The organism is Kitasatospora sp. NPDC092286 (assembly GCF_044755565.1).
In the GTDB taxonomy this organism is placed as follows: domain Bacteria; phylum Actinomycetota; class Actinomycetes; order Streptomycetales; family Streptomycetaceae; genus Kitasatospora.
The window spans coordinates 88602-113934 of record NZ_JBIVRD010000028.1 but is presented as its reverse complement, the minus strand read 5'-3'; the positions used below and the strand labels follow the sequence as shown (position 1 = coordinate 113934).

The following is a 25333-nucleotide window of genomic DNA, read 5'->3' as shown; positions in this document are numbered from 1 at the left end:
GGGAGACCGGGGAGACCGGGGAGACCGGGGAAACCGGGGAGACCGGGGTCAGGGGCTCGGCGGCGCCGAGGCCCCCCCGGTGGCCGGCGCCGTCGGCTTGCCGCCCGAGGTCTGGGACGGCTGCGTGGACGGCGAAGGGCCGCCACCACTGGTCGGCGTACCGGTCGAGCTGGGCGTGGTGCTCGGCGACGGGGTGGACGTCGCCGACTTGGTGGTGGTGGGCGTGGGCGTCGGGGTCGGCGTGTGCTTGCCCGACGGCATGCTGGGCGCCTGGCTCATGTTGCCGCCGCCGCTGTTGTTGTTGTCGGTCGGCTGCTGCGGGCGCTTGGTGTTCTGGGCGGACGGGGCCGCGCTCGGGTTGGTGCCCGGCGTGGGGGTCACGGCTTCCGACGAACTGACCGCCGGGGCGGGCGTGGGAAGGTGCCCGTCCCGGTCCCCGGTGCCGCCGTTGCCGCCGCCGCTGAGCGCGAACGCGATGCCGACACTGGCCGCGACGACCACCGCCGCGGCGCCGGCCACCCAGCCCCACGGCCCGCGCCGCCGGCCGTGGCCGTGCCCGTCGTCGTCCCCGCCCGAACCGTCACCGCCGTAGGAACCGCCGTAGGAACCGCCGACCGCCGGATAGGGCGACGCCGGGGTCGGCGGGCCGCCGGCCTGCTGGTACGGCAGCACCGCCGTCGGCTCACCGGGAGCGGCCGCGCCGTACGGCGCCGTGACGGCCGTCTCGCCGTCCGCGCCGACCATGGGGGTGGCCCCGCTGTGGCCCTGGCCGGCGGCCGCCAGCCCGGCGGCCGCGGCGCCGGCCGCCCAGGGGGCACCGGCCCCGTGCATCTCGCGCAGGGTGTGCTGGACGTGGGCGCGGAACTCGTCGGCGTCCTGGAACCGGTCGTCCGGGTTCTTGGCGAGCGAGCGCAGCACCATCGGGTCGAGCGCCACCGATACCCGGGGGTTGGCCTGGGACGGCGGCATCGGCGGGTCCTGGACGTGCTGGTAGACCACCGAGAGCGGGGTGTCGCCGGTGAACGGCGGGCGGAGCGTCAGCAGCTCGTAGAGCATGCAGCCGGCCGCGTACAGGTCGGAGCGGTGGTCGACCGGCTTGCCGAGGGCCTGCTCGGGCGAGAGGTACTGCGGGGTGCCCATGACCATGCCGGTCTGGGTCATGGTGCTGGCGGCGCCGGTCAGCGCCCGGGCGATGCCGAAGTCCATCACCTTGACCGCGCCGGTGGTCGTGATGATCACGTTGGCGGGCTTGATGTCGCGGTGCACGATGCCGTGCCGGTGGCTGTAGGCGAGCGCCTCCAGCACCCCCGCGATGATGATCAGCGCCTGGTCGACCGGCGGCGCCTCCTCGTCCACCAGCAGCTCGCGGACGGTCCGGCCCTCGACCAGCTCCATCACGATGTACGGCGTCGACTCCTCGCCGACGTGCTCCTCGCCGGTGTCGTAGACCGCGACGATCGAGTGGTGGTTGAGCGCCGCGACGGCGTGCGCCTCGCGGGTGAAGCGCAGCCGGGCGATGTCGTCCTGGGCGAGCTCGGGGCGGAGCAGCTTGACCGCGACGGTCCGGCCGAGCCGGACGTCCTGGGCGGCGAACACCTCGGCCATGCCACCGCGGCCGAGCCGGTGGGTCAGCCGGTAGCGGCCCTCACCCACCGTGCCGAGCGGGGCCGCGCTGCCCCGGCCGGGCGTGTGCGGGCCGCCGCCGACCGGGGGGAGCGCGGTGGTGGCGGCGTCGCTACCGGGTTCGGACACCTTCGGGGCCCCGCCGGTCTCGCCGGTCGTCCAGGCGCCGTCGTCGTCGTCGTCGTCGTCCGGATGCTGCGTCTGTGCCATCGCTCCTCGCCCCGGGCCTTCGCTCGGATCGCGGTGCCCTGTCGCTTCGTGTCCCCGAACGCTACCGCCTTCGGCCTGCCCCTGTAGCACACCCGATCCCGGCGGACCGCGTCAGAGCAGGCCATTCCGGTCGGCCGGACCGTCCAGGCGCAACACGGCCGCGGTCCGCTCGGCACCGCGCGTGCCCGTGCCGGAACCGGCGTCCTTCTCCGCCCGGTTCACCACGATGGCGATGATGATGACCGCGAGCACGATCACACCGACGATGATGCCGATGATCACCAGGGCCGTGGAGCAGCCGTTGCCGCCGGACGCCGGGGCCGGCTGGAACGGCGGCGCCGGCATCGGCTGCGGGGTCTGGAACGCGGGCGGCGGCGTCTGGAAGGCCGGCGGCGGCGTCCGGTACTGCTGCGGGAACGGCTGCGGGGTCTGCGGGGCCTGCGGCTGCGGGGTCTGGAACGCGGGCGGCGGGGTCCGGTACTGCTGCTGGAACGGCTGCGGCGTCTGCGGGGCCTGCGGCGCGGCGTGCGCCGAGCGCGGACCGTCGGTGATCACCAGCGGCGTGCTCGCGGCCAGCTGGTGGCCGCCGCCGCCCTTCTCGGCCGCGATCAGCCGCTCGGCCTCGTCGCGCATCGCCGCCGCGCTCGGGAAGCGGTGCGCCGGGTCCTTGCGCAGCGCCGTCGCGACGAACGCGTCCACCGCCGGGCCGACCGAACGGTTGAGGGAGGACGGCGCCGGCGGCTCCTCCTGCACGTGCTTGTAGGCGATCGAGAAGGCCGAGTCGCCGTCGAAGACCAGTTGGCCGGTGAGCATCTCGAAGAACATCACGCCGACCGAGTAGAGGTCGGAGCGGGCGTCCACCGGCTTGCCGAGGGCCTGCTCGGGCGAGAGGTACTGCGGGGTGCCGACCACCATGCCGGTCTGGGTCATCGACGTCACACCGGACTCCAGCGCCCGGGCGATGCCGAAGTCCATCACCTTGACGACGCCCTTGCGGTCGAACATGACGTTGCCCGGCTTGATGTCACGGTGCACCAGGCCCTGGTCGTGCGAGGCCTCCAGCGCGTTCAGCACGCCGACGACGGCCTTCAGCGCGTCCTCGGTGGGCATCGCACCGTACTGCGCGACCGACTCGTTGATCACATCGCGCAGGCCCTTGCCGTCGACCAGCTGCATCACGATGAACGGCGTGGTCGAGCCGTCCGGGCCGACGTCCTCGCCGCTGTCGTAGACCCGGACGATGTTCTCGTGCTCCAGCCGGGCCACCGCCTGCGCCTCGCGGCGGAAGCGCTCCTTGAACGACGCCTCGTGGCCCAGCTCGGCGTGCATGCTCTTCAGCGCGACCTGCCGGCCCAGCACGTTGTCGTACGCGAGGTGCACGGAGGCCATGCCGCCCTCGCCCAGCAGCCGCTGCAGCACGTACCTGCCGTTGCCCAGGGAGAAGCCCTCGACCGCCGCGTTGCCGTGCTCGCTCATGGTCCTCTGCTCCCCCTCGGTGCGGCCGTGCCGCCGCGACCGTGACGTTCGGTCTCGTCCGTGCGTGGTCGGGCCCGGCCCGCTGGCCTGCCCGGCCCCCGTCGCGGCGTTCGCCGGGCCTGCGACAGGGGCCAGGGTATCGGCTCGCCACGACGGTGATCGGCACCGGGCCGACCCTCCGTCCGGGCCGCGAGCCCTTACCCATCGGTAGTGCGTGAACCGGTCCGCCCGGTGCCGCGTCGTGCCGGTACGTCCGGCACCGGGCGCCCCGGCCGACGTGCGGCGGCCGGCCTACAGGTACGGGCCGGAGCGGATGCCGCGGCCCTCGCCGGGCTCGTCGTCCTCCAGATCACCGCCGTGCAGGCCGGGCGGCAGCGCCCGCCGCATCTGCTCCAGCTGCGCCCGCGCCGCCATCTGCTGGGCGAACAGCGCGGTCTGGATGCCGTGGAACAGCCCCTCCAGCCAGCCCACCAGCTGGGCCTGCGCGATCCGCAGCTCGGCCTCGGTCGGGATGCTGTCCTCGGTGAACGGGAGCGACAGCCGCTCCAGCTCGGCGACCAGCTCGGGGGCCAGACCGAGCTCCAGCTCCTTGATGGAGCTGGCGTGGATGTCCTTCAGCCGGGCGCGGCTGGCCTCGTCGAGGGGAGCCGCCCTGACCTCCTCCAGCAGCTGCTTGATCATGCTACCGATCCGCATGACCTTGGCGGGCTGCTCCACCATCTCGGTCACCGGGAGTTCGCGCGGTCCGTCGCCGTCGTCCCCGGTCGAGGCGGTGAACCCCTGGCCCACCGGCAGCCCGTCCGGTCCGACGATCAGCACCTTCTGGCCGTCCTGCGACTGCCCGCCCGCGGACTGGTACAGCTCGTGCGACGAGCGCTCGTTCATCGGATTCGTCATGAACAACATTCTCTCTCACTGGGGTTGGTCGGGCGGAAGCCCCCGGCCGCACCACCACCGGCCGCTCCGGCCCGCCGGGCACGACGGTACGCCCGTACGCGGCGGGCCGGTATCCGTACGCGTACTCAGTCGGCGAGGCGGGCCGGCGGGAACGGCGCCCGCGGAGCCGCCCGGCCCGCCGGCCCGCGCGGGGTTCAGCCCTTGCGCAGCCGCAGGCCTATCAGGCCCAGGCCGCAGCCGATCAGGCCGAGGCCGGCGCCCAGCGGCAGCTGGAGCGTGGAGGCGTCGCCCCAGTGGGCGGGTACGGCGGCCGGGCCGACCGCGACGGGCTGTCCGGCGGCCACCGTCGCGCTGTCGAGCGCGGTGGCGCCGTCGGCCGGGGCCGGGGCGTCCGGCGTGCCGGGGTCCGCGTCCGAGGCGGGCGGAGCGGTCTCGGCGGACCGGTCCGGCACCTGCGCCCCAGGCTGCCCGGCGGGCTGCTCCGGGGCCTGTTCCGCAGCCTGTTCCAGGGCCTGTTCCGGGGCCTGTTCCGAGGTCCGGCCGGGAACGGAGCCCGGGGCGGACCCGGGAACGGAGCCCGGGGCGGACCCGGGAACGGAGCCCGGGGCGGACCCGGGAACGGCATCCGGAGCGGAGTCGGGGGCCTGCTCGGCGGCGGCCTCGGCACGCTCGGGCGCCGAGGCGGGCCGGTGCCGGTGCCCGGCCGCGTCCCGGTCGGCCCAGAACCTGCCCCCGGCCGGCCGGGGGCGCCCCGTCCCGTGCTGCGGGGGTACGGCCGCCGGCGAGGACGTGGCGCTCTGCCGCTCGGCGGGGCCGGGGTCCGGTTCCGCGCTCGCGGGCGCCGCGGCCGCCGGGGAATGCGACGCGGGGGAACGCGACATCGAAAAACGTGGCGACGACGGCGGTGTCCCCCCGGCCCGGGCCTCGGGACCGGCGCTGGTGGCCGCCCCCCGGGGTCCGACCGGGTGCGGCCAGGCAGCGGCCGCGGCGAGCGGCACGACGGCCAGCGGCAGGGCCAGCCCGAGCACCACCGCCGCCAGCAGTCGCTGCCCGCGGAGGGCGCCGCGACGGCGCGGGCGCCGGCCGGCAGAGGAGAGGGAGTAGCCGTGGGACGGTGTGGCGGGCAGCGGCCCGAGAAACGCGTTCGAAGATGCGGCCACGGTCGGAGGTCCTTCCGACGGCCGACCGCGCACAGGCGGGGTCGGCGGCGGGACAGCTCCGCACCAGCCTCACACAATCCGACCATCCGGGCATTTCGAACAGCCGTACACCAACCGCCGCACCGTCCCCGGTCCCGCTCAGGCCCGCAGGACCACCTTGCCGACCTGCTCGCCGTTCTCCAGCACCCGGTGCCCGGCGGCGGCCTCGGCCAGGGGCAGCACCCGGTCGATCACCGGCTTCACCACCCCGGCCTCGACCAGCGGCCAGACGTGCTCGCGCACCGCCGCCACGATCGCCGCCTTCTCCGCCAGCGGCCGGCCGCGCAGGTTGGTGGCGATCACCGCGCCGCGCTTGCGCAGCAGGGTGTTGAGGTTGATCTCGCCCTGCACACCGCCCTGCAGCCCGATGATCACCAGCCGGCCGTTGACCGCCAGCGCGTCCACGTTCCGCTGGAGGTACCTGGCGCCCATGATGTCCAGGATCACGTCCGCCCCGGCGCCGCCGGTGGCCTCCCGGAGCACCTCGACGAAGTCCTGCTCGCGGTAGTCGATCGCGATGTCGGCGCCCAGCTCGGTGCACCGGGCCAGCTTCGCGGCGCTGCCCGCCGTCACCGCCACCCGGGCGCCGACCGCCTTGGCCAGCTGGATCGCCAGCGTCCCGATGCCGCTGGCCCCGCCGTGCAGCAACACCGTCTCGCCCGGCCGCAGATGGGCGACCAGGAAGATGTTGGACCAGACCGTCGCGGCGACCTCCGGCAGCGCGGCGGCCTGTTCCGGGCTCAGCCCCTTCGGCACCGGCAGCAGCTGCCCGGACGGCACCGCGACCCGCTGCGCGTAGCCGCCGCCGGCCAGCAGTGCGCAGACCTCGTCGCCGACCGCCCAGCCGGCCACGCCGGGCCCGAGGGCGACGATCCGCCCCGAGCACTCCAGCCCGGGATAGGGCGAACTGCCGGGCGGCGGATCGTAGAAGCCCTGCCGCTGGAGCAGGTCGGCCCGGTTGACCGCGGTCGCCGCCACCTCGACCAGGACCTCGCCCTCGCCGGGCACCGGATCGGGCACCTCGGCCCAGACCAGCGCCTCGGGCCCGCCGGGTTCGGGAATCGTCATCGCATACATGCCCCGAAGCTACTGCGTACCGGCCCCGGTCGGGGGTGCGCCCCGCTCAGCCGGCCAGGCCCTGCAGCACCTCGGCGCCCGGAAGTCGGGCCAGCGCCCAGCCGGGCAGGATCAGCTTGCCGCGCCGCCGCCCGCTGCCCACCAGGACGTAGGGCGCCTCGGCGACCGCCGCGTCGATCAGCAGCGGCCAGCCGGCGGGCAGCCCGACCGGGGTGATGCCGCCGTACTCCATGCCGGTCTCCGCCACCGCCGCGTCCATCGGCGCGAACGAGGCCTTGCGCGCGGCCAGGTGCCTGCGGACGGCCTTGTTGACGTCCACCCGGGTGTGCGCGAGCGCCAGACAGGCGGCGAGCGCGGTCTCCCCGCCGCGCTTGGCGGCGACCACCACGCAGTTGGCGGAGGCCTCCAGCGGTGCGTCGTAGGCCTCGCAGAAGACCGCGGTGTCGGCCTTCTCCGGGTCGGTGTCCACATACAGCACGGCCCGGGCCGCCTCCCGGGCGTCCCAGTCCGCGAGGGCGGCGGCCACCGGCCCGGCGAGGAGGCCACCGGCCTCCAGCGCCGGGGCGACCGACTCGAACGTGCCGAAGGGTGCTCGTGGTTGTTCACTCATGGCACGGACTGTAGCGAAGCGCCCGGACCGGCCGGATCCACCTGCCGGCGGTGCTCACTTGATGACGATCAGCCGGTCGGTGAGCTGGAGCACGGCGGCCTCCGGCTCGGTGTAGTTGATCACCCGCCGACCGCGGACCACCGCGACCACCAGGTCCGCGCAGTCGCGCGGGCCGTGCCCGGCCTCGGCCCGGGTGACGGGGCGCTCGATCACGTCCAGGCCGTTGCCGTAGGTGAGCAGGTCCTCCATCACCGCGCCCGCGTGCGGGCTGACCATCGACATCCCGAGCAGCCGGCCCGCCGAACTGGAGCTGGTCACCACCACGTCGGCGCCGCTCTGCCGCAGCAGCGGCGCGTTCTCGTCCTCCCGCACGGCCGCCACCACGGTGGCCCCCTTGTTGAGCTGACGCGCCGTCAGAGTGACCAGGACGGCGGTGTCGTCCCGCTCCGGGGCCACCACCACCCGGGCGGCGGTGGGCAGTCCGGCGCGCAGCAGGGTGTCGGTGCGGGTGGCATCACCCACCACGCCCACCAGACCGTTCCGGGCGGCCTGGTCGATCACCTTGCGCTGCGGGTCGACGACCACGATCTCGTCCTTGGACACCCCCTGGCCGATCAGGGTGTCGACCGCGCTGCGGCCCTTGGTGCCGTACCCGATCACGACGGTGTGCTCCCGCACGGTGGACCTCCAGCGGTTCAACCGCCACTGCTGGCGGGTGCGTTCGGTGAGCACCTCGAGCGTGGTGCCGACCAGGATGATCAGGAAGAGCACGCGCAGCGGGGTGATCACGAAGATGTTGGTGAGCCGGGCGCTGTCGCTGAACGGCGTGATGTCGCCGTACCCGGTGGTGGAAAGCGTCACGGTGGCGTAGTACGCGGAGTCCAGGAAGCTCAGCCCGCCACCGGCGTTGTCGTTGTAGCCGTCCCGGTCCAGCCAGACGATCACGGTGGTGACCACCAGCACGGCGAGCGCCAGCAGCAGTCGCGAGCCGACCTGCCGGACCGCGGGCTCGGACCGCCGGGCGGGCAGGACGACACCGGCGTCCGCCCAGGGCTCGGTACCGGGGGCGGGCGCGCCCAGCCGGGACAGACGGCCGCGGCGGGTGCTCACGGGACCTCCAGGAGTTCGACGGCGGTGCCGGCCGCCACCCCGCCGGGCGGCACCACGGCGAGCGCCTCGGCGCGGGCCAGGCCGCGCAGCATCGCGGGCCCGTCGAAGGACAGCGGGACGGCGCCGCTCACGGTACGGCGGACCGGCAGCAGCCGGGTGTCCACCGGGTGACCGGCCAGATCGACGGCGGCGGGTGTGACGGCCGGTTCGCCCGCGACCCGGCCGCTGCGGGCGTACAGCAGTGGCAGGGCGAGCGTGACGACGCCGGCCACCGCGGCCAGCGGGTTGCCGGGCAGTCCCACCAGGTGGCGGCCGCCGGGGAGTTCGGCGAGCAGCATCGGGTGCCCGGGGCGGACGGCGACGCCGTCCACCAGCAGCCGGGCACCGGCCGCGGCGAGGGCCTGGTGCAGGAAGTCGACCGGACCGGCGGCGGTCCCGCCGGTGGTGACCACCACATCGGCGGTGGAGTGCCTGACGGCGTCCCGGAGCAGACCGAAGTCGTCCCGGACGGCGCGGGGTTCACCCGTCTCGGCCCCGGCCGCCCGCAGCCAGGGCGGCAACAGCGGGCCGAGCGCGTCCCGGACCCGGCCGGGCAGCGGTGGTCCGGAGTCCAGCAACTCGTCTCCCAGAACGAGCAGTTCGACCACCGGACGACTGCGGACGGCCAGCCGGTCGTGACCACAGGCGGCGGCCAGGCCCAGGACGGCCGGGCCGACCGGGGTGCCGGCGGCGAGCAACTCCTCGCCCCGGTGGCACTCCTGGCCGCGCGGACGGACGTCCTGGCCGGTCGTCAGCGATCCCGGGGTGCGGTCGTGCAGCAGCACCCCGTTCCGCTCACCGTGCTCACGGCGGAGCACCGCCGTCGCACCGGGCGGAAGCTGGGCGCCGGTGGCGATCTCGACGGCGGCGCCGTCGGCCAGCGGCAGCACGGCCGCCTGCCCGGCCAGCAGCCGGCCGGCGACCCGCCACGGACCCGGCCCGGCGACGGCCCAGCCGTCCATCGCGGAGGTGTCGAAGGCCGGCAGGTCGGTGAGCGCGGTGAGCGGTTCGGCGAGGGTGTGGCCGAGCGCCCGCCCGAGCCCGAGGCTGAGCGGCGGCAGCGGACACCGCCCGGCCCGGCGGGCGCGCTCACGGGCCTGCGGCCACGTCAGGATGCCCGGCCCGGCGGGCGAGCCGGTGCCGGAGGGCGTGCCGGCCACGATGGTCTCCTCGACGGTGTTCACGGCTGTCCCGACTCGTCCGGTGCCGTCCAGCGCCCGGCGAGCGCCGCGGTCCGCCGGGCGGCCTCGGCGACGGCCTCCGGGCCGCCGCCCTGCTGCGCGGCCGCGTAGCCGACCAGGAAGGCGGTCAGCGGTGCGGCCGGCCGGGCCACCCCGTGCGCGACCACCCGGGCGAGGTCGAGCAGTCCGGGGACGTCAACGTCCAGGTCGATGCCCAGGTCGGCCCGGACCTCGGCGATCCAGTCATCCAGCGTGCGCTCCATGGGCCCCATGCTGCCTGATCTCGGGTTTCCCCGGGATGTTTGCCCGGTGGGCGACGCGCGTCGTTTCGCTCACGCCGTCGTTCCGCCCTGAACCGGGCCGACCTCCCGCCGACGGGCCCGTTCCAGGTCCTCCCAGGTGTCGCAGTCCTCGGTGACGCCGTCCGGATCCGCCAGCCGCAGGGTGCGCAGCCCGCCGGTCAGCCGGCGCAGCGGCAGTCCGGCGGGGTCGCCGACGGCGGCCAGCGCGGTGCGCAGGGCGGCCGCGCGGTAGGCGGCGGCGAGCGGCTGGTCGCGGCCGGCCCGGTCCACCAGGACGGCCGCCCCGGTGTCCGGTCCGGCCCCGGTGAGGGCGGTGACCAGGCGGTGCACGGTCCGCCCGTCGAGGAACGGCAGGTCGGCGGCGAGCAGCAGCACCACCTCGGCCGTGGTCTCGGCGAGGCCGGCCGCGACGGCCGCGACCGGGCCGCCACCGGGCGGCTGCTCACGGGTCCAGCGCACCCCGGTGCGGGCGGTGGAGCGTGCGGGGCCGACCACCACGGTGGTACGGGCGTCCGCGCAGGCGGCGAGCACCCGGTCGAGCAGGGTGGCCGCACCGACGGTCAGGCCCGGTTTGTCGGCACCGCCGAGGCGCCGGGCGGCCCCGCCGGCCGGGACGATCGCGTCGTACGGCGTCATGCCGTCAGTATCCCGCCCTAGTCGGCCGGCTCTTCCGCTCCCCCCGGGGCGTCCGCCGCCGGCTCCTCCCCCGCCGGGTCCGCCGGGGCGCCCGCCCGGGCCGTGTTGGCGGCGGCGCTCAGCTCCAGGATGGCCGGCAGGGTCAGCTCCCCGTACCGCTCGCTCATCGCGCCGACCAGCGCCTCCGGGTCGTCCGGGTGCTCGGCCAGCAGCCGGTCGAAGTCCTGCAGGTACTCACCGGTGAAGGCGAGCACCCGGGCCGCCTCGTCGCCCTGTTCGGGCGCCCGGTGGCCGGCGATCACCCGCTCCGCGCCGAGTCCGGCGATCCGCCCGAGGTTGCCCGCCCACGCGGTCCGCTGCCCGGGGGTGGTGTCGGCGGTCCAGACATGGGTGCCGTTGTAGACGAAGTCCCCGGCGATGACCGTCCGGATGCTGGGGACGTGGACCACCGTGGAGGCGCCGCAGTCGCCCTGGCCGAGCAGCAGCACCGGGATCACCTGGCGGTCGATCATCAGCGGCTGGGGCAGCAGCGGGGCGGGCACCAGCGGATGGTCGGGGATGTCGTCGCCGTACACCGGCTTCCACTGGGCGACCTTGGCGGCGGCGGTGCGCAGGATGCCGTCCACCACCGGCGGCGCGGCCAGCAGCTGCGCCTCGGGGAAGAGCCGCAGCACCTCCTCGGCGCCGAAGTAGTGGTCGGGGTGCTGGTGGGTGATCACGATGGCGAGCAGCCGGCGGCCCTTGCCGGCCACCCACTCGGCGAGCTCCCGGCCCGCGCTGCGGGTCAGCTGGGCGTCCACCAGGATCGCCGTGCGCTCACCGAGGATCAGTGTGGAGGTGGCGAAGAAGGCCGACTCGGGGCCGGTGAAGACGGCGGTCTCCAGGGGCCGGACGGGCGGGGCCGGCACGGCGCCCGCGGCCTCGGCAGCCTCCGCGTCCGCACGCTCCGCGCCGGCGCTCTCCTCGGGCGGGGACGACGTCACTGGCTGCTCCCTCTGGTCGGCGGTCGGATTCCCTGCGCCCTACAGCATGGGAGTACGACCCGCCGAATGCGCGGAAGGCGCGCCCGGCGGGGCGCGCCTTCCCGACTGCTCGTACGGAGCGGTCAGCCCCTGCCGGTGCTCAGCGCCGGCCGGCGGTCAGCCGGGCCATCCGGTCGGCGACACCCCAGGAGGTGACGCGCCAGAGTGCCTCGATCACGATGCCGCGGCTCATCTTGGAGGCGCCCAGCTCGCGCTCGACGAAGGTGATCGGGACCTCGGCCACCTTGAAGCCGGCCTTCACCGTCCGCCAGGCCAGGTCGACCTGGAAGCAGTACCCGGCCGAGGCGACCTCGTCCATCCCCAGACCGAGCAGCGTCTCCTTGCGGAACGCCCGGTAGCCGCCGGTGACGTCCCGGATCGGCACCCCCAGCATCAGCCGCGAGTAGGTCGAGCCGCCGCGCGAGAGCAGCAGCCGTGACTTCGGCCAGTTCACCACCCGGCCGCCCGGCACCCAGCGCGAGCCCAGCACCAGGTCGGCGCCGCGCAGCGCGCCCAGCAGCCGGTCCAGCTCCTCGGGCTGGTGCGAGCCGTCCGCGTCCATCTCGACCAGGACGTCGTAGCCCTGGTCGATGCCCCAGCGGAAGCCCGCCAGGTAGGCGGCGCCCAGGCCTTCCTTGCCCTTGCGGTGCAGGACGTGCACGTGCGGGTCGTCGGCGGCCAGCTTGTCGGCCAGCTCCCCGGTGCCGTCCGGGCTGTTGTCGTCGGCCACCAGGACATGTGCCTCGGGCACGGAGGCCCGGACCCGTCCGACGATCCGCTCGACGTTCTCCGCCTCGTTGAACGTCGGAATGATCACCAGCACCCTGCCGAGATCAGCAAAACTCTGCTGGTTCACGGTCACGTACAAACCTCTCGGCCGGTGGCGGGGACCAGTCACCGTTGCCCGCACTCTGAAACGCAGCCCCGGTCGGCATCCCGCCGACGTGGCAACCACGGTGGAAACCACTGCGTCCTGGCATCCTACTACCGCGTCTCCCGACCACCGGTACGACTGCGGCACTCCCCGGGTACGCCCGTCGTTTCCCTGCTGACGGCACCGGTCGGCTAGGGTCGATGCCCAGCCTTTGCCCGGACCGCCCGCAACGCCGGGGCCGTCTCCCGGCGATCCGGCACACCCGCCACAGCAGCAGAGGAGCAGGACCGCGCGCATGGACAGGCTCGTCAACACTGTCCGCCCGTACGCCTGGGGGTCGGTCACCGCAATCCCCGCGCTGCTCGGACGGGAACCCACCGGCGAACCGCAGGCCGAGCTGTGGATGGGCGCCCACCCCGGCGCCCCCTCCCGCGCCGACCGGGGCGACGGACCCCGCCGGCTCGACGAGTTGATCGCCGCCGATCCCGAGGGCGAGCTGGGTGCGGCCACCGTCGCCCGGTTCGGCCCCACGCTGCCGTTCCTGTTCAAGGTCCTCGCCGCCGGTATCCCGCTCTCCATCCAGGCCCACCCCACCCTCGACCAGGCCCGGGCCGGGTTCGCCGCGGAGAACGCCCTCGGCCTCCCGCCGGACGCCCCGGAACGCAACTACCGCGACGCCAACCACAAGCCCGAACTCATCTGCGCGCTCGACGAGTTCGACGGCCTCTGCGGCTTCCGCCCGCCGGCCGGGGCGGCCGCCCTGCTGGCCGGGCTGAAGGTGCCCGCGCTCGACCCGCTGATCGCCCTGCTGCGCACCGGCACCGAGTCCGAGGCGCTGCGCCGGACCCTGGCCGCCGTCCTCACCATGGCCGACGCCGACGCGGCCGCCGCCGTCCGGGACACCGCCGAGGCCGTGGACAAGGCGGCCGCCGACGACCCCGCCGGGCCGTACGCGCCGTACACCCGGATCGCCCGCGACTTCCCCGGCGACCGCGGCCTGATCGCCGGCCTGCTGCTCAACCACATCCGGCTCCGCGCGGGCCAGGCGCTCTACCTCGGCGCGGGCGTTCCGCACGCCTATCTGCACGGCATCTGCGTCGAGTTGATGGCCAACTCCGACAATGTGCTGCGGGCCGGGCTCACCCCCAAGCACATCGACGTCCCCGAGCTGCTGAAGGTGGTCGGCTTCACCGCCGGCACCCCCGAGGTGCTGCGGCCGGAACCGGTCGCCGGCACCCCCGGCGAGGAGCTGTACCCCGTCCCGATCGACGAGTTCCGGCTCTCCCGCTTCGTCCTGGACGGCCGGGACCGGCTGGTCGACGGCCGTACCCCGCAGATCCTGCTCTGCACCGCCGGCACCGCCCGGCTGACCGCCGCCGACGGCACCGCGCTGGACCTCGCCCGCGGGGAGTCCGTCTTCCTCCCGGCGGACGACACCGCGACCCGGCTCACCGGGACCGCCACCGGTACCACCGTCTTCCGCGCCACCGTCACGCTCTGACGCCGGTCGCGGCCCGCCCGTCAGTCACGGCCAGCCGCCGAACGACCCGCCCCGCGCGCGGGGCCCCGTCCGGAAAACGCGGAGGGACCGGGCGGCGTGCCGCCCGGTCCCTCCGTCCGCGCACTCAGCCGAGGGGCCCCCGGCCACCGACCGGCTCTCCGCCGCCGGCTCCCGCACCCACCAGCACCGGCTGCGGCTGCGGTGCCGCCTGTTCCCTCGCCGGCGGGGCCTCGACCGGCTGGGCCGGCCAGCGCCGGTTCGTCGCCTTGGTCAGCTTGCGGCCCAGGTTCTGGAAGGGCAGTTCGACCAGGCGGTAGACCACCCAGCAGACCACCAGCAGGATGGCCAGGTACCCGAGGCTCCACGCCGTCCGCTCCAGCGGAGGCATGTCGGCCAGCTCCCGGACGTAGTCCTTCCACCCCAGCTGCCAGACCAGGAAGTGCTTCACCGGCGTGTGCAGCAGGTAGACCGAGAAGCTGACCGCGCCGAGCCAGACCAGCGGGCGCGGGAAGCGGCGCTTGCGCAGCAGCATGAAGAGGCCGAACGACGCCCAGGCGCCCAGGAACGAGTTGGTCCACGCCATCCAGGTGGAGGTCCAGGTGGCCTGGGCGTAGACGCCCTCGTTGTACATCGGGCCCACCAGGGCGCCGGCCAGGACGACGAAGCCGACGGTCAGCCAGGCCTGCACCTTCTCGATCTGCCCCTGCTCGGCACGGTAGATCACCGTGCCGGCGAACATGGTCGCGAAGATCATCCACGTCTCGTAGGCGGGCGCCCGGCTGTTGTTGATCACCAGCACCAGGCCGAACCCGGCCAGCAGCATGCCACCGGTACGGGCCAGCATCGCGTTGCCGCTGAGCATGCAGGCGATGCCCATCACCACGATCAGCACCGCGGCGACGGCGAGGTTGTCGACCGCCTGCAGGCTGGTGTTGAGCGTGTTGGGCGCGATCGAGACGCCGAGGACCAGCGCCACGGCGGCCGCACCGACCGCGATCGGCACGCTGCGGCGGTGCCAGCCGACCACGTAGAGGCCACTCACGAAGAAGTAGAAGAGCATCTCGTAGGTGAGCGTCCACATCACGCCGAGCCCGTTGACCACGCCCAGCATGTCCTGGAGCATCAGCCCGTTGGTCGCCAGCCAGAGCTTGTCGTGGTTGAACCCGTCGAAGGTCACCGCCGCGTAGATCTTCGGCAGGATAACGTGGGCCGCGACCAGGGTCAGGATCAGCGCCGGGTAGATCCGGAAGATCCGGCCGATCCAGAACCCCCGGATGTCACCCCGGCGTTCGAGCGAGGCCGGAATGATGTAGCCGCTGACAATGAAGAACGCGAAGACCCCGTAGAGGCCGAGGTCGAAGTGCAGCCAGATCTCACCGCCGAACGGGATCAGCTGCAGGAGGTCGAAGTGATGCGCCGCCACGGCCAGCGCGGCGATGCCGCGCAGCGCGTCCAGCCATCCCAACCGGCTCGACAGCGTGCGAGCGGAATCGGCACCGTTGGCTCTATGGGCCTCACGCCGAGACCGCGATCGTATTGTCATCACGCGCTGGAGGGTAGCCCATGCCGAAAACCTGTTCGGCGCCAACCCTTTACACACGATCGACCCCGGCACGCCATAAATCTCATAAAAGCTGCCAATTCCGGCACACCGCCCGGCGGCCGGCGCCCTTTCGCGCACCGGCCTGCCCCATCGCCCCCGCGGCAAAAAATGCGGAGCCGACGAGATCCACCACGCTCCGGGCGCCGGGTCAACAGGTGGTGGCCCCGACCTCCCGCGCGGCGGCAAGGTAGGCGAGAACCAGTGTCCGCCGGTCGTCCCGGCGGGCGGCCACCGCCGGCCTGGACGGGGAAATGCCCCGGACCGGCACGGCGATCACCTCGTCCCGGACGACCAGCGGGGCGTTGCCGGTGGCCAGCGGCGCCACCCCCCGGCCGCCGGCGACCACCTCGTGGGTCTCCTCGGAGCTGGCCACCACCCCGCCGATCCGCGGCGGGCGACCGTCCCGGGCGTCCAGGGCGAGCCAGTAGTCCCGCAGCGGGCCGGCCTCCGGGGGGATGGCGAGGAAGGGCTCGTCCAGCAAGTCGGTGAAGTTCACCTTTCCCTCGGGGTCGGACGCGGCCCGCGCCGCCAGGGGGTGCCCGTCCGGGAGCGCGGCCAAGGCGGCGCTGGAGCGGTTGTCGGAGGGCCTGGCAGACGAGGTGGCACTGTTCGGCGTCAAGGTGCTGATCGTGGAACCCGGCTCGTTCCGTACCAACTTGTTCGACAAGGGCGCGGCGTACTTCTCCGAGGAGGACCCCGCATACGCCGAGAAGGTCGGCGTGCCCGGCGGATGGTGCAGGGCAGCGACGGCAGGCAGCCCGGCGACCCGGCAAAGGCCGAAGCGGCAATCCGGCTGGCCCTGGACGCCGAGAGGACCCCGCTCCGCCTCGCCCTCGGCAGCGACGCGGTCGACTTCCTGACCGCGCACCTGGACTCCGTGCGGACCGAGCTCACCGAGTGGGAGAAGGTCTCCCGGGGGATGGACTTCGACACGGAGTAACGCCCGGGCGGAGGGACGAACCGGTGCTGTAGGACCGCGCGCCCGGAAACTGCTGATCTTGTCGGTGATGTGTGTCTGGTGGAGCGTCCTGGTGCGATGGACGATGCCGAAGCGACATGGCAGTCGTGGTTGTCAGGACTTGCTCCGTCGAAGCGAGCCGCGGCGGAGACGCTTCGGACTCAGTTCGAGGCTCTCCACGTGACTGATGCCCTGGATTGGACGAGGTCGGGGATCGACGAGAACCAGCCACAACTGACGCGCTTCGTGCTGACGATGGATCCCAGTGGACGAAACGGCGCGGACCCGTGGCGGTAGCTCACTAGGCCAGACCGGACAGCTGCGCCATCACAGTTGACGGCTGATCCGTCGAGCCAATCGAATGTTCTCCAGCTCCGCCTGGACAGGTTCACTCCAGACGACGTACCGCCATCCGCGGGCCTCCACCACCCTCCGATTCCAGGCGAAGGTGAACGCCACTTCTGGCTTGGCCACTCGGCTTCTCGACTTGACGTCCACAACAACCGGACCGTCATCGCTGATCAACAGATAGTCGGGGATGTGCTTGCGGACCTTGCCCTCGATGTCCGCCTTGATCAGGAAGGGCTGAGCAAGAATGTGGCGGACCCTCCACACGTTTGAGCGAACCGGGCGTCAAAAGCCTGTCCAGCCTCACGGCGATGTCGTATCCGACATCCATACGACATCGCCCGTGAGACTCCGACACAGCAGATGAGGCCCTACAACAGGTCTCCGTCAGTCCCTCGTCATGTCGACGAAGCGCGAGTAATGCCCCTGGAAGGCAACGGTGATGGTGGCGGTCGGGCCGTTTCGGTGCTTGGCGACGATCAGGTCGGCCTCGCCCGCGCGCGGGGACTCCTTCTCGTAGGCGTCCTCGCGGTGGAGCAGGATGACCATGTCGGCGTCCTGCTCGATCGAGCCGGATTCACGCAGGTCGGAGACCATCGGCCGCTTGTCGGTGCGCTGTTCGGGACCACGGTTCAGCTGGGAGAGCGCGATCACCGGCACCTCCAGCTCCTTGGCCAGCAGCTTCAGGTTTCGCGACATGTCCGAGACCTCCTGCTGGCGGTTCTCGGCCCGGCGCGAGCCACCGGACTGCATCAGCTGGAGGTAGTCGATGACCACCAGCCTGATGTCGTTGCGCTGCTTGAGCCGACGGCACTTGGCGCGGATCTCCATCATCGACAGGTTCGGCGAGTCGTCGATGAACAGCGGCGCCTCGCTGACGTCCGGCATCCGGCGGGCGACCCTGGTCCAGTCGTCGTCCGTCATGTTGCCGGAGCGCATGTGGTGCAGCGCCACCCGCGCTTCGGCCGAGAGCAGACGCATGGCGATCTCGTTGCGTCCCATTTCGAGCGAGAAGATCACGCTCGGCAGCTTGTTCTGGATCGAGCAGGCCCGGGCGAAGTCCAGTGCCAGGGTGGACTTACCCATGGCCGGGCGGGCCGCGATGACGATCATCTGGCCGGGGTGCAGGCCGTTGGTCAGCTGGTCGAAGTCGGCGAAGCCGGTCGGCACACCGGACATCTGGCCGTTGCGGGAGCCGATCGCCTCGATCTCGTCGAGGGCGCCCTCCATGATGTCGGAGAGCGGCGCGTAGTCCTCGTTGGTGCGCTGCTCGGTGACGGCGTAGATCTCCGCCTGGGCGGCGTTGACGATCTCGTCGACGTCGCCCTCGGCGGCGTAGCCCATGCCGGCGATCCGGGTACCGGCCTCGACCAGGCGGCGCAGCACCGCGCGCTCGTGGACGATCTCCGCGTAGTACTCGGCGTTGGCGGCGGTCGGAACGGAGTTGACCAGGGTGTGCAGATAGCCCGGGCCGCCGACCCGGGTCAGCTCGCCGCGCTTGGTCAGCTCGCCGGCCACGGTGATCGGGTCGGCCGGCTCGCCACGGGCGTAGAGGTCGAGGATCGCGCCGTGGATCAGCTCGTGCGCGGGCCGGTAGTAGTCGGCCGGCTTGAGCACCTCGACCACGTCGGCGATGGCGTCCTTGGAGAGCAGCATGCCGCCGAGGACGGACTGCTCGGCCGCGAGGTCCTGCGGGGGGACGCGCTCGAAGCCGTCCACGGCCTCGGAGCGCTCGCCCTCGTCCTGACGCTGCTTGCCGCCCTTCTGGAAGCCGCCACCCTGGCCGCCGCCCTGGCCGTTGCCCCGACCGCGGGAGACCGGGAGCCGGTCGCCGGGGCCGTCCGGGAAGGGCGTGTCGGCGAAGGCACCGGCCGGGAAAGGGTCGTCAGCGGTCTGCCAGTCATCCTCCGGCGGCGGGGCGTCGTGGTCGTCGTACTGGGGGCCGGTCACGCGTGTTCCCCGATCAGCGAGTGGTGCGAGTTGGAGCGGGCCTTGCCGGTGGCTGGGTGGAGCGGAGCCGCGTCCCTCTTTCTACGCCACCGGGCCGACATATCGGACGCCGGGGCGGATGGGAGTGTCGGCCGGGTGACCCACGCTAAGGCGCCGGGCTCCGTTCAGCCAAGGTGGTTATCCACAGGGGGTGTGGACGACGGGCCCCAGGCTGTGGAGAAGTGCCGCAAACCTGTGGACGCCCCTGTGGAAAGGTCTGTGGATAACCAGACAATCCATCCACCGTCAACCCGCTGACCTGGGAGTACCTCACCCCGGGGCTGTGCATGAGAAATTCTTCACACACGGCCGGGTGGCCATGGACACACACCGGCCCGACGCGGTCGCTCAAGATTTCGAGTAATAGGCCAAACCCACTGGCAGTCATTACCTGTGGATGAGTAGCCTTGGGCGCATGACCGCCCCCACCACCGACCGCCGCCGGCACGACCGGGAGATCCTCGCTCTCGCGGTCCCGGCCTTCGGCGCCCTGGTCGCCGAGCCGCTCTTCCTGATGGCCGACTCGGCGATCGTGGGCCACCTCGGCACCCCGCAGCTGGCCGGTGTCGGCGTCGCCTCGGCCGCGCTCACCACCGCCACCGGGGTGTTCGTCTTCCTCGCCTACGCCACCACCGCGGCGGTCGCCCGCCGGATCGGCGCCGGGGACCGCCGGGCCGCCGTCCAGCAGGGCATCGACGGAATCTGGCTCGCCCTGGCGCTCTCCGTGGGCGTGGTCGCCCTGACCCTGCTGCTGGCACCCTGGGTGGCCGATGTCCTGGGCGCCTCGGACACCGCGGCGCCCCATGCCGTCACGTATCTGCGCATCAGCGCGCTGGGCATCCCGGCGATGCTGATGGTGATGGCCGCCACCGGCGTGCTGCGCGGACTCCAGGACACCCGGACGCCACTGCTGGTGGCGGTCGCGGGCTTCGCCGCCAACCTCGGCCTGAACATCGGCCTGGTGTACGGCGCCGGGCTCGGCGTGGCCGGCTCGGCCTGGGGCACGGTGCTCGCGCAGACCGGGATGGCCGCCGTCTACCTGGTCGTGGTGGTGCGCGGGGCCCGTCGGGAGCAGGCCTCGCTGCGACCGGACGCGACCGGGATCCGGGCCTGCGCCCGGGCCGGCGGTCCGCTGATGGTCCGCACCCTGAGCCTGCGCGCGGTCCTGATGATCGCCACCGCGGTGGCCGCCCGGCTGGGCGACGACGAGGTGGCCGCGCACCAGATCGCCATGACGCTGTTCAGCTTCCTGGCCTTCGCGCTGGACGCGATCGCGATCGCCGGCCAGGCCATCATCGGGCGCTACCTGGGCGCCGAGGACGTACCGGGGGCGAAGGCGGCCACCCGGCGGATGGTCGAGTGGGGCGTCGGCTCCGGTCTGGTGCTCGGTCTGCTGCTGGTGGCGGCCCGGCCGCTGTACGTCCCGCTGTTCACCCCCGACCCGGCGGTGCAGGCCCAGCTGAACACCGTCCTGCTGCTGCTCGCGCTCTGCCAGCCGGTCTCCGGTCTGGTCTTCGTCCTGGACGGGGTGCTGATGGGCGCAGGGGACGGCCCGTACCTGGCCTGGGCGATGCTCGCCACCCTGGCGGTCTTCGCACCGGCGGCCCTGGCCGTACCGGCGCTCGGCGCCGGGCTGGCCGGGCTCTGGTGGGCGATGAACCTGTTCATGCTGGTCCGCGGGGTCTTCCTGGGCCGGCGCGCCCGCGGCGGCAAGTGGCTGGTCACCGGCGCCGTCCGGGCCTGAGCCGAACGGCGCCGGCCCGCGTCCGGCCGGACCAGGCCCGGAAACGACCGAGGGCCGGTCTCCCCCGGAACGGAGGAGACCGGCCCTCGGGCCACTGCTACGGAACTCAGGCAGCGACGACGGCGACGTCGAGGTTGGCCTGGACGTCGGCGTGCAGCTTGACCGAGACCTTGTGGGTGCCCACGGTCTTGATCGGCGAAGCGATCGCGACGGCGCGCTTGTCCACGGCCGGGCCGCCGGCGGCCTTGATGGCCTCGACGACGTCGGACTGGGTCACCGAGCCGAACAGACGGCCGGCCTCGCCCGAACGAACGGCCAGCTTGACCTGGACGCCCTCGAGCTTGCCCTTGACCTCGTTGGCGGCCTCGAGGGTCTGGATCTCGTGGATCTTGCGGGCGCGACGGATCGCGTCGACGTCCTTCTGGCCGCCCTTGGTCCAGCGGATGGCGTAGCCACGCGGGACCAGGTAGTTGCGGCCGTAGCCGTCCTTGACCTCGACGACCTCGCCGGCGGAGCCGAGACCCGGCACCTCGTGCGTGAGGATGATCTTCATTACTTGGTCACCCTCTCTTAGCGCGCGGTGCTGGTGTAGGGCAGCAGCGCCATCTCACGGCTGTTCTTCACGGCCGTGGCGACGTCACGCTGGTGCTGGGTGCAGTTGCCGGTGACCCGGCGGGCACGGATCTTGCCGCGGTCGGAGATGAACTTCCGCAGCAGGTTCGTGTCCTTGTAGTCAACGTAGTTGACCTTGTCCTTGCAGAAGACGCAAACCTTCTTCTTCGGCTTGCGAGCAGGCGGCTTCGCCATTGTGTGCTCCATTTGGGGTTCACGGCCCGGCGGGCGTCTCTCGACGCCCGTGGCCGGGCCGCACGAAATCTGTCAGCTCTTAGAACGGGGGCTCTTCCGAGAAGCCGCCACCGGACGGGGCTCCCCAGCTGCCGCCACCCTGGTTGCCACCAGAGGGAGCGCTGGACGCCCACGGGTCGTCGGACGGGCCGGACTGGCCGCCGCCGGAGTTTCCACCCCAGCCGCCGCCGCCCTGCTGGCCGCCACCGCCGCCCCAGTTGCCGCCCTGGCCGCCGCCCTGCTGGCCGCCGCCGAAGCCGCCGCCGCCGGGGGCACCGGACCGGTTGGCCCGGGTGACCTTCGCGGTCGCCGAACGCAGGCTCGGGCCGACCTCGTCGACCTCGACCTCGAAGACCGTCCGCTTCTCGCCTTCCTTGGTCTCGTAAGACCGCTGGCGCAGCCGGCCCTGCACGATGACCCGCATGCCGCGCTGAAGCGACTCGGCCACGTTCTCCGCCGGCTGCCGCCAGACGTTGCACGTGAGGAAGAGGCTCTCGCCGTCCTTCCACTCGTTCGTCTGACGGTCAAAGGTGCGGGGGGTGGACGCGATGCGGAACTTCGCGACCGCCGCACCCGACGGGGTGAAGCGCAGCTCGGGGTCGTCGACGAGATTGCCGACGAGGGTGATGACGGTCTCGCCTGCCATGGTGGTGATGACCTCTCGGGAAGATGTCCGTTCACCGCTGTTTCACGTGAAACAGCGGTCGCGAGCTACCCGAGACCCGAAGGCCTCAGAGGTGGCTCAGTGGGTGTCCGGGCGCAGGACCTTGGTCCGCAGAACCGACTCGCTCAGGCCAAGCTGGCGGTCGAGCTCCTTGACGACCTCAGGCGTGGCCTTCAGGTCGATGACCGAGTAGATGCCCTCGGACTGCTTGTTGATCTCGTAAGCCAGACGGCGGCGACCCCAGGTGTCGACCTTCTCCACCTTGCCGCCGCCATTGCGGACGACGGTGAGGAAGTTCTCGATCAGGGGGGAGACAGCGCGCTCCTCAACCGAGGGGTCGAGGATGACCATCAGCTCGTAGTGACGCATGTGTAACCCACCTCCTTTGGACTCAGCGGCCACGGTCTCTCCGTGGCAGGAGGGTTGTGCAGCGTCGGCACCGGTGTGGTGACGACACCGGCCCACCGTAGCGGCCGGGTCGGACAATCGGGCCCCACCGACCCGGAAGAGGGTGCAAGAGGGGCACAACTACACCAGTGCAGACGGCACAGCCTACCCGCACCCGGACGGCCGAACAAAATGCATAGGGGTTGTGATCCATGCCCAATCCCCGCAATCTGGACGGAACGGGTTTCCTGCCCGTTCGTCTCCCCGCCAGGAGGTGGGATTCATGGCTCTGTCCTTTCACCGGCTCCCCGCCCTCACCCTGAACACCGACGGCCACCGGCACCCCCGCGAGAACACCCTGGTCAGCGTCACCGCCCTGCTGGGCGTGCTGGCCTTCGCCACCTCGTTCTTCCACGATCTGCACCTGGTGAGTTCCTGGAGCGGGCTCTTCGGGATCATCACCGGCTTCTGGGGACAGTTCATCTCCGTCACCACGGCCGAGCGGTTCGTCCTGATGATCGCGCTGGTCGCCTCCGCGGTCGGCTTCTACCTGGGCATCGCCCGCGGCGGGCTCTGGGGCTAGCCCGCGAGCTCCGGGGCCGGCCCGCCCCGTCCGTCCCGGCGGTTCCGGAACCCCCGGCGCCCCCGTCGCGTATCTGGAAGAGACAGGTATGCGCCGGGGGCGCCTGCGCGCCCGCAGCCGCAGCCGCAGGAGCCGGGATCCCGGACGATAAGGTCAGCCCGAGAACCTGGGCCCACCGCAGCCCGACCGACGAGGAGCACCGAGCATGAGCCTGCGCCTGAGGACGATCACCCGCGAGGAGCACCTCGCCTTCATCAGGAGCCGCGCCTCGGCGAGCCACATGCAGGTGCCGTCCTGGGGCGATGTGAAGGCCGAGTGGCGCTCGGAGTCGATCGGCTGGTTCGACGACTCCGGCCAGATCGTCGGCGCCGGCCTGGTGCTCTACCGGCAGCTGCCGAAGCTCAAGCGGTACCTGGCCTACCTGCCCGAGGGCCCGGTCATCGACTGGTTCGACCGCGATCTGGACCGCTGGCTGTCGCCGATGCTGGCGCACCTGAAGTCGCAGGGCGCGTTCTCGGTGAAGATGGGCCCGCCGGTGGTGATCCGCCGCTGGGACGCGCCGACCATCAAGGAGGCCATCGCCGGCAAGCAGGCCAAGCGCCTGCGCGACGTCGAGGCCGACTGGTACGAGGCGCGCGCCTTCGAGGTGGCCGACCGGCTGCGCAAGGCCGGCTGGCTGCAGGGCGAGGACGGCGGCGCCGGGTTCGGCGACGTCCAGCCGCGCTACGTCTTCCAGGTGCCACTGGCCAACCGCTCGCTGGACGACATCCAGAAGGGCTTCAACCAGCTCTGGCGCCGCAACATCAAGAAGGCCGAGAAGAGCGGCGTCGAGGTGTTCCAGGGCGGCTACGACGAGCTGCCGATCTTCCACCAGCTGTACCTGGTGACCGCCGAGCGCGACCGCTTCACCCCGCGCCCGCTGTCGTACTTCCAGCGGATGTGGAAGGCCCTCACCGCCGAGGACCCGAACCGGATGCGGCTCTACATCGCCTACCACGACGGCGAGCCGCTCGCCGCGACCACGATGCTGGTCGTCGGCGAGCACGTCTGGTACTCCTACGGCGCCTCGGCCAACCACAAGCGCGAGGTCAAGCCGTCCAACGCCATCCAGTGGCGGATGATGCGCGACTCGTACGCGCTCGGCGGCGGCGTCTACGACCTGCGCGGCATCAGTGACACGCTGGACGAGAACGACCACCTGTTCGGCCTGATCCAGTTCAAGGTCGGCACCGGCGGCCAGGCCGCCGAGTACCTCGGCGAGTGGGACTTCCCGCTCAACAAGCTGCTGCACAAGGCGCTCGACCTCTACATGTCGAGGCGCTGAGCCGCATCCGCTCCGCCGTGCCCAACACTCCCTGGGAGATGACCCGATGACGCTGTCGCTCTACCTCGACACCGACCGCTGGCGGACCCATCAGCGGTCCGTCCTGGCCGAGTTCCCCGGCCTGGTTCCGGTGGCGAAGGGCAACGGCTACGGCCTGGGCAACCACCGGCTCGCCGAGGAGGCGACGCTGCTCGGCACCGGTGTGCTGGCCGTCGGGACCGCGTACGAGGCGGCCGACGCCGCCGACTGGTACGGCGGCGAGCTGCTGGTGCTCACCCCGTACCGGGTCGGCGAGGAGGTGCTCCCGCTGCCGCACGCCCGGGTGATCCGGACGGTCGCCAACCTGGGCGCGCTGCGCGCGCTGCACGGCGCCCGGGTGGTGGTGGAGTGCATGACCACCATGCGCCGCCACGGGGTGAGCGCGGCCGACCTCACGGCGGTCGCCGCCGAACTGGACGGCGTCTCCTTCGAGGGCCTGGCGCTGCACCTGCCGATGGACCGGCCGGACGGCAGCAACCCGGTCGACGAGGTGGCGTACTGGGTGGACACCGCCCGGGCGGCCGGCGTGCCGGTGCACACCGTGTTCGTCAGCCACCTCGGCGCGGCGGGCATGGAGCAGCTGGCCCAGCGCTACCCGGACACCGTCTTCCGGGCCCGGATCGGCACCCGGCTCTGGCTGGGCGACCACGACGCGCTGGAGGTCCGGGCGACGGTCCTGGACGTCACCCCGGTCGTCAAGGGCGACCGCTACGGCTACCGCCAGCACCCGGCGCCGACCGACGGCCACCTGCTGGTGGTCGCCGGCGGCACCGCGCACGGCATCGGCCTGGAGGCGCCGAAGTACGTGCAGGGCATGTCCTCCCGGGCCAAGGGCATCGCCCGGGCCGGCCTGGCGACCGTCAACAAGACCAAGTCGCCGTACAACTGGTCCGGCAAGCAGCTCTGGTTCGCCGAGCCGCCGCACATGCAGGTCTCGCTGCTGTTCCTGGACGGCGAGACCAAGCCGCCGGCCGTCGGCGACGAGCTCGGCCTCCAGGTCCGCCACACCACCACGCACTTCGACCGCGTGGTCGACCGGTAGGGCGCGACGGACCGTGGCGCAGGACGGACGGCAGGGCGCCGGGCCGGCC

Annotated in this window: 22 protein-coding genes and 3 pseudogenes; 6 read left to right on the top strand and 19 right to left on the bottom strand. The window is 72.8% G+C overall.

The features are described from left to right. Nucleotides 1-48: 48 nt before the first annotated feature. From ACIQIB_RS26505 to ACIQIB_RS26455, 11 genes and pseudogenes are all read right to left on the bottom strand, one after another. On the bottom strand, nt 49-1833 hold the full coding sequence (locus ACIQIB_RS26505) for a protein kinase (protein ID WP_400761077.1): 1785 nt from the start codon (nt 1831-1833) through the stop codon (nt 49-51). A gap of 111 nt (nt 1834-1944) precedes the next feature. Continuing rightward, nucleotides 1945-3309 carry a protein kinase domain-containing protein gene (locus ACIQIB_RS26500; RefSeq protein ID WP_363613763.1) on the bottom strand — a complete coding sequence of 455 codons (1365 nt, stop codon included), beginning with the start codon at nt 3307-3309 and terminating at the stop codon, nt 1945-1947. 291 nt (nt 3310-3600) lie between these two features. Next, the gene (locus ACIQIB_RS26495; RefSeq protein WP_363613765.1) at nt 3601-4206 is read right to left on the bottom strand and encodes a bacterial proteasome activator family protein; all 606 of its coding nucleotides are present in this window, start codon (nt 4204-4206) and stop codon (nt 3601-3603) included. Nucleotides 4207-4400: 194 nt separating this feature from the next. Continuing rightward, nucleotides 4401-5366, bottom strand: a complete 966-nt coding sequence (locus ACIQIB_RS26490; protein ID WP_400761075.1) for a hypothetical protein — start codon at nt 5364-5366, stop codon at nt 4401-4403. 138 nt (nt 5367-5504) lie between these two features. Further along, the gene (locus ACIQIB_RS26485; RefSeq protein WP_363613769.1) at nt 5505-6482 is read right to left on the bottom strand and encodes an NAD(P)H-quinone oxidoreductase; all 978 of its coding nucleotides are present in this window, start codon (nt 6480-6482) and stop codon (nt 5505-5507) included. A gap of 46 nt (nt 6483-6528) precedes the next feature. Continuing rightward, nucleotides 6529-7092: a YbaK/EbsC family protein gene (locus ACIQIB_RS26480; protein ID WP_363613771.1), complete on the bottom strand. Its 564-nt coding sequence runs from the start codon at nt 7090-7092 to the stop codon at nt 6529-6531. A gap of 54 nt (nt 7093-7146) precedes the next feature. Continuing rightward, entirely contained in the window at nt 7147-8181 is a 1035-nt protein-coding gene (locus tag ACIQIB_RS26475) for a potassium channel family protein (RefSeq protein WP_400660060.1), read from the bottom strand. 17 nt (nt 8182-8198) lie between these two features. Next, complete coding sequence (locus ACIQIB_RS26470) at nt 8199-9425, bottom strand: molybdopterin molybdotransferase MoeA (RefSeq protein WP_400761073.1); 1227 nt, start codon at nt 9423-9425, stop codon at nt 8199-8201. Next, nucleotides 9422-10360: pseudogene (locus ACIQIB_RS26465) on the bottom strand (NTP transferase domain-containing protein). Before ACIQIB_RS26465 ends, ACIQIB_RS26470 begins: the two are co-directional and overlap by 4 nt. 17 nt (nt 10361-10377) lie before the next feature. Then, a complete protein-coding gene (locus ACIQIB_RS26460) occupies nt 10378-11343 on the bottom strand; it encodes an MBL fold metallo-hydrolase (protein ID WP_363613773.1) in 966 nt (321 codons plus the stop codon). A 139-nt stretch (nt 11344-11482) separates the two neighbouring features. Further along, nucleotides 11483-12244 carry a polyprenol monophosphomannose synthase gene (locus tag ACIQIB_RS26455; protein ID WP_363613775.1) on the bottom strand — a complete coding sequence of 254 codons (762 nt, stop codon included), beginning with the start codon at nt 12242-12244 and terminating at the stop codon, nt 11483-11485. A 307-nt stretch (nt 12245-12551) separates the two neighbouring features. On the opposite strand from ACIQIB_RS26455, the gene manA reads away from it, so the two are divergent. Continuing rightward, entirely contained in the window at nt 12552-13757 is a 1206-nt protein-coding gene (gene manA, locus ACIQIB_RS26450; protein WP_400761071.1) for a mannose-6-phosphate isomerase, class I, read from the top strand. A 124-nt stretch (nt 13758-13881) separates the two neighbouring features. Here the strand turns inward: manA and ACIQIB_RS26445 are convergent, their stop codons facing one another. Further along, nucleotides 13882-15222, bottom strand: coding sequence for an acyltransferase family protein (locus ACIQIB_RS26445; protein ID WP_400761069.1), 1341 nt, complete (start codon nt 15220-15222; stop codon nt 13882-13884). A 286-nt stretch (nt 15223-15508) separates the two neighbouring features. Then, nucleotides 15509-15919, bottom strand: a pseudogene (locus ACIQIB_RS26440) (LysR substrate-binding domain-containing protein); the annotation flags it as partial. Here ACIQIB_RS26440 and ACIQIB_RS26435 point away from each other — a divergent pair. Continuing rightward, nucleotides 15909-16300, top strand: a pseudogene (locus ACIQIB_RS26435) (short-chain dehydrogenase/reductase); the annotation flags it as partial. The pseudogenes ACIQIB_RS26440 and ACIQIB_RS26435 sit on opposite strands and share 11 nt — an antisense overlap. 345 nt (nt 16301-16645) lie before the next feature. Here the strand turns inward: ACIQIB_RS26435 and ACIQIB_RS26430 are convergent. Together ACIQIB_RS26430 and dnaB are read right to left on the bottom strand one after the other, a co-directional pair. Then, nucleotides 16646-16933, bottom strand: coding sequence for a TnsA endonuclease N-terminal domain-containing protein (locus ACIQIB_RS26430; RefSeq protein WP_400761066.1), 288 nt, complete (start codon nt 16931-16933; stop codon nt 16646-16648). Between the two features lie 120 nt (nt 16934-17053). After that, nucleotides 17054-18616: a replicative DNA helicase gene (dnaB, locus tag ACIQIB_RS26425; RefSeq protein ID WP_400761063.1), complete on the bottom strand. Its 1563-nt coding sequence runs from the start codon at nt 18614-18616 to the stop codon at nt 17054-17056. Between the two features lie 454 nt (nt 18617-19070). On the opposite strand from dnaB, the gene ACIQIB_RS26420 reads away from it, so the two are divergent. After that, on the top strand, nt 19071-20399 hold the full coding sequence (locus ACIQIB_RS26420) for an MATE family efflux transporter (protein ID WP_363613781.1): 1329 nt from the start codon (nt 19071-19073) through the stop codon (nt 20397-20399). A 106-nt stretch (nt 20400-20505) separates the two neighbouring features. On the opposite strand, the gene rplI is transcribed toward ACIQIB_RS26420, so the two are convergent. The 4 genes from rplI to rpsF form a co-directional block, all read right to left on the bottom strand. Next, on the bottom strand, nt 20506-20952 hold the full coding sequence (rplI, locus tag ACIQIB_RS26415) for a 50S ribosomal protein L9 (RefSeq protein WP_363613783.1): 447 nt from the start codon (nt 20950-20952) through the stop codon (nt 20506-20508). 17 nt (nt 20953-20969) lie between these two features. Next, the gene (rpsR, locus tag ACIQIB_RS26410; protein WP_030304537.1) at nt 20970-21206 is read right to left on the bottom strand and encodes a 30S ribosomal protein S18; all 237 of its coding nucleotides are present in this window, start codon (nt 21204-21206) and stop codon (nt 20970-20972) included. A 79-nt stretch (nt 21207-21285) separates the two neighbouring features. After that, entirely contained in the window at nt 21286-21891 is a 606-nt protein-coding gene (locus tag ACIQIB_RS26405; RefSeq protein ID WP_363613785.1) for a single-stranded DNA-binding protein, read from the bottom strand. A gap of 96 nt (nt 21892-21987) precedes the next feature. Continuing rightward, entirely contained in the window at nt 21988-22278 is a 291-nt protein-coding gene (gene rpsF / locus ACIQIB_RS26400) for a 30S ribosomal protein S6 (RefSeq protein ID WP_329488774.1), read from the bottom strand. Nucleotides 22279-22579: 301 nt separating this feature from the next. On the opposite strand from rpsF, the gene ACIQIB_RS26395 reads away from it, so the two are divergent. From ACIQIB_RS26395 to ACIQIB_RS26385, 3 genes are all read left to right on the top strand, one after another. Next, nucleotides 22580-22879 carry a hypothetical protein gene (locus ACIQIB_RS26395; RefSeq protein WP_363613789.1) on the top strand — a complete coding sequence of 100 codons (300 nt, stop codon included), beginning with the start codon at nt 22580-22582 and terminating at the stop codon, nt 22877-22879. 205 nt (nt 22880-23084) lie between these two features. Then, nucleotides 23085-24203 carry a peptidoglycan bridge formation glycyltransferase FemA/FemB family protein gene (locus ACIQIB_RS26390; RefSeq protein WP_363613791.1) on the top strand — a complete coding sequence of 373 codons (1119 nt, stop codon included), beginning with the start codon at nt 23085-23087 and terminating at the stop codon, nt 24201-24203. 46 nt (nt 24204-24249) lie between these two features. After that, nucleotides 24250-25284, top strand: coding sequence for an alanine racemase (locus ACIQIB_RS26385; RefSeq protein ID WP_363613793.1), 1035 nt, complete (start codon nt 24250-24252; stop codon nt 25282-25284). Nucleotides 25285-25333: the final 49 nt, after the last annotated feature.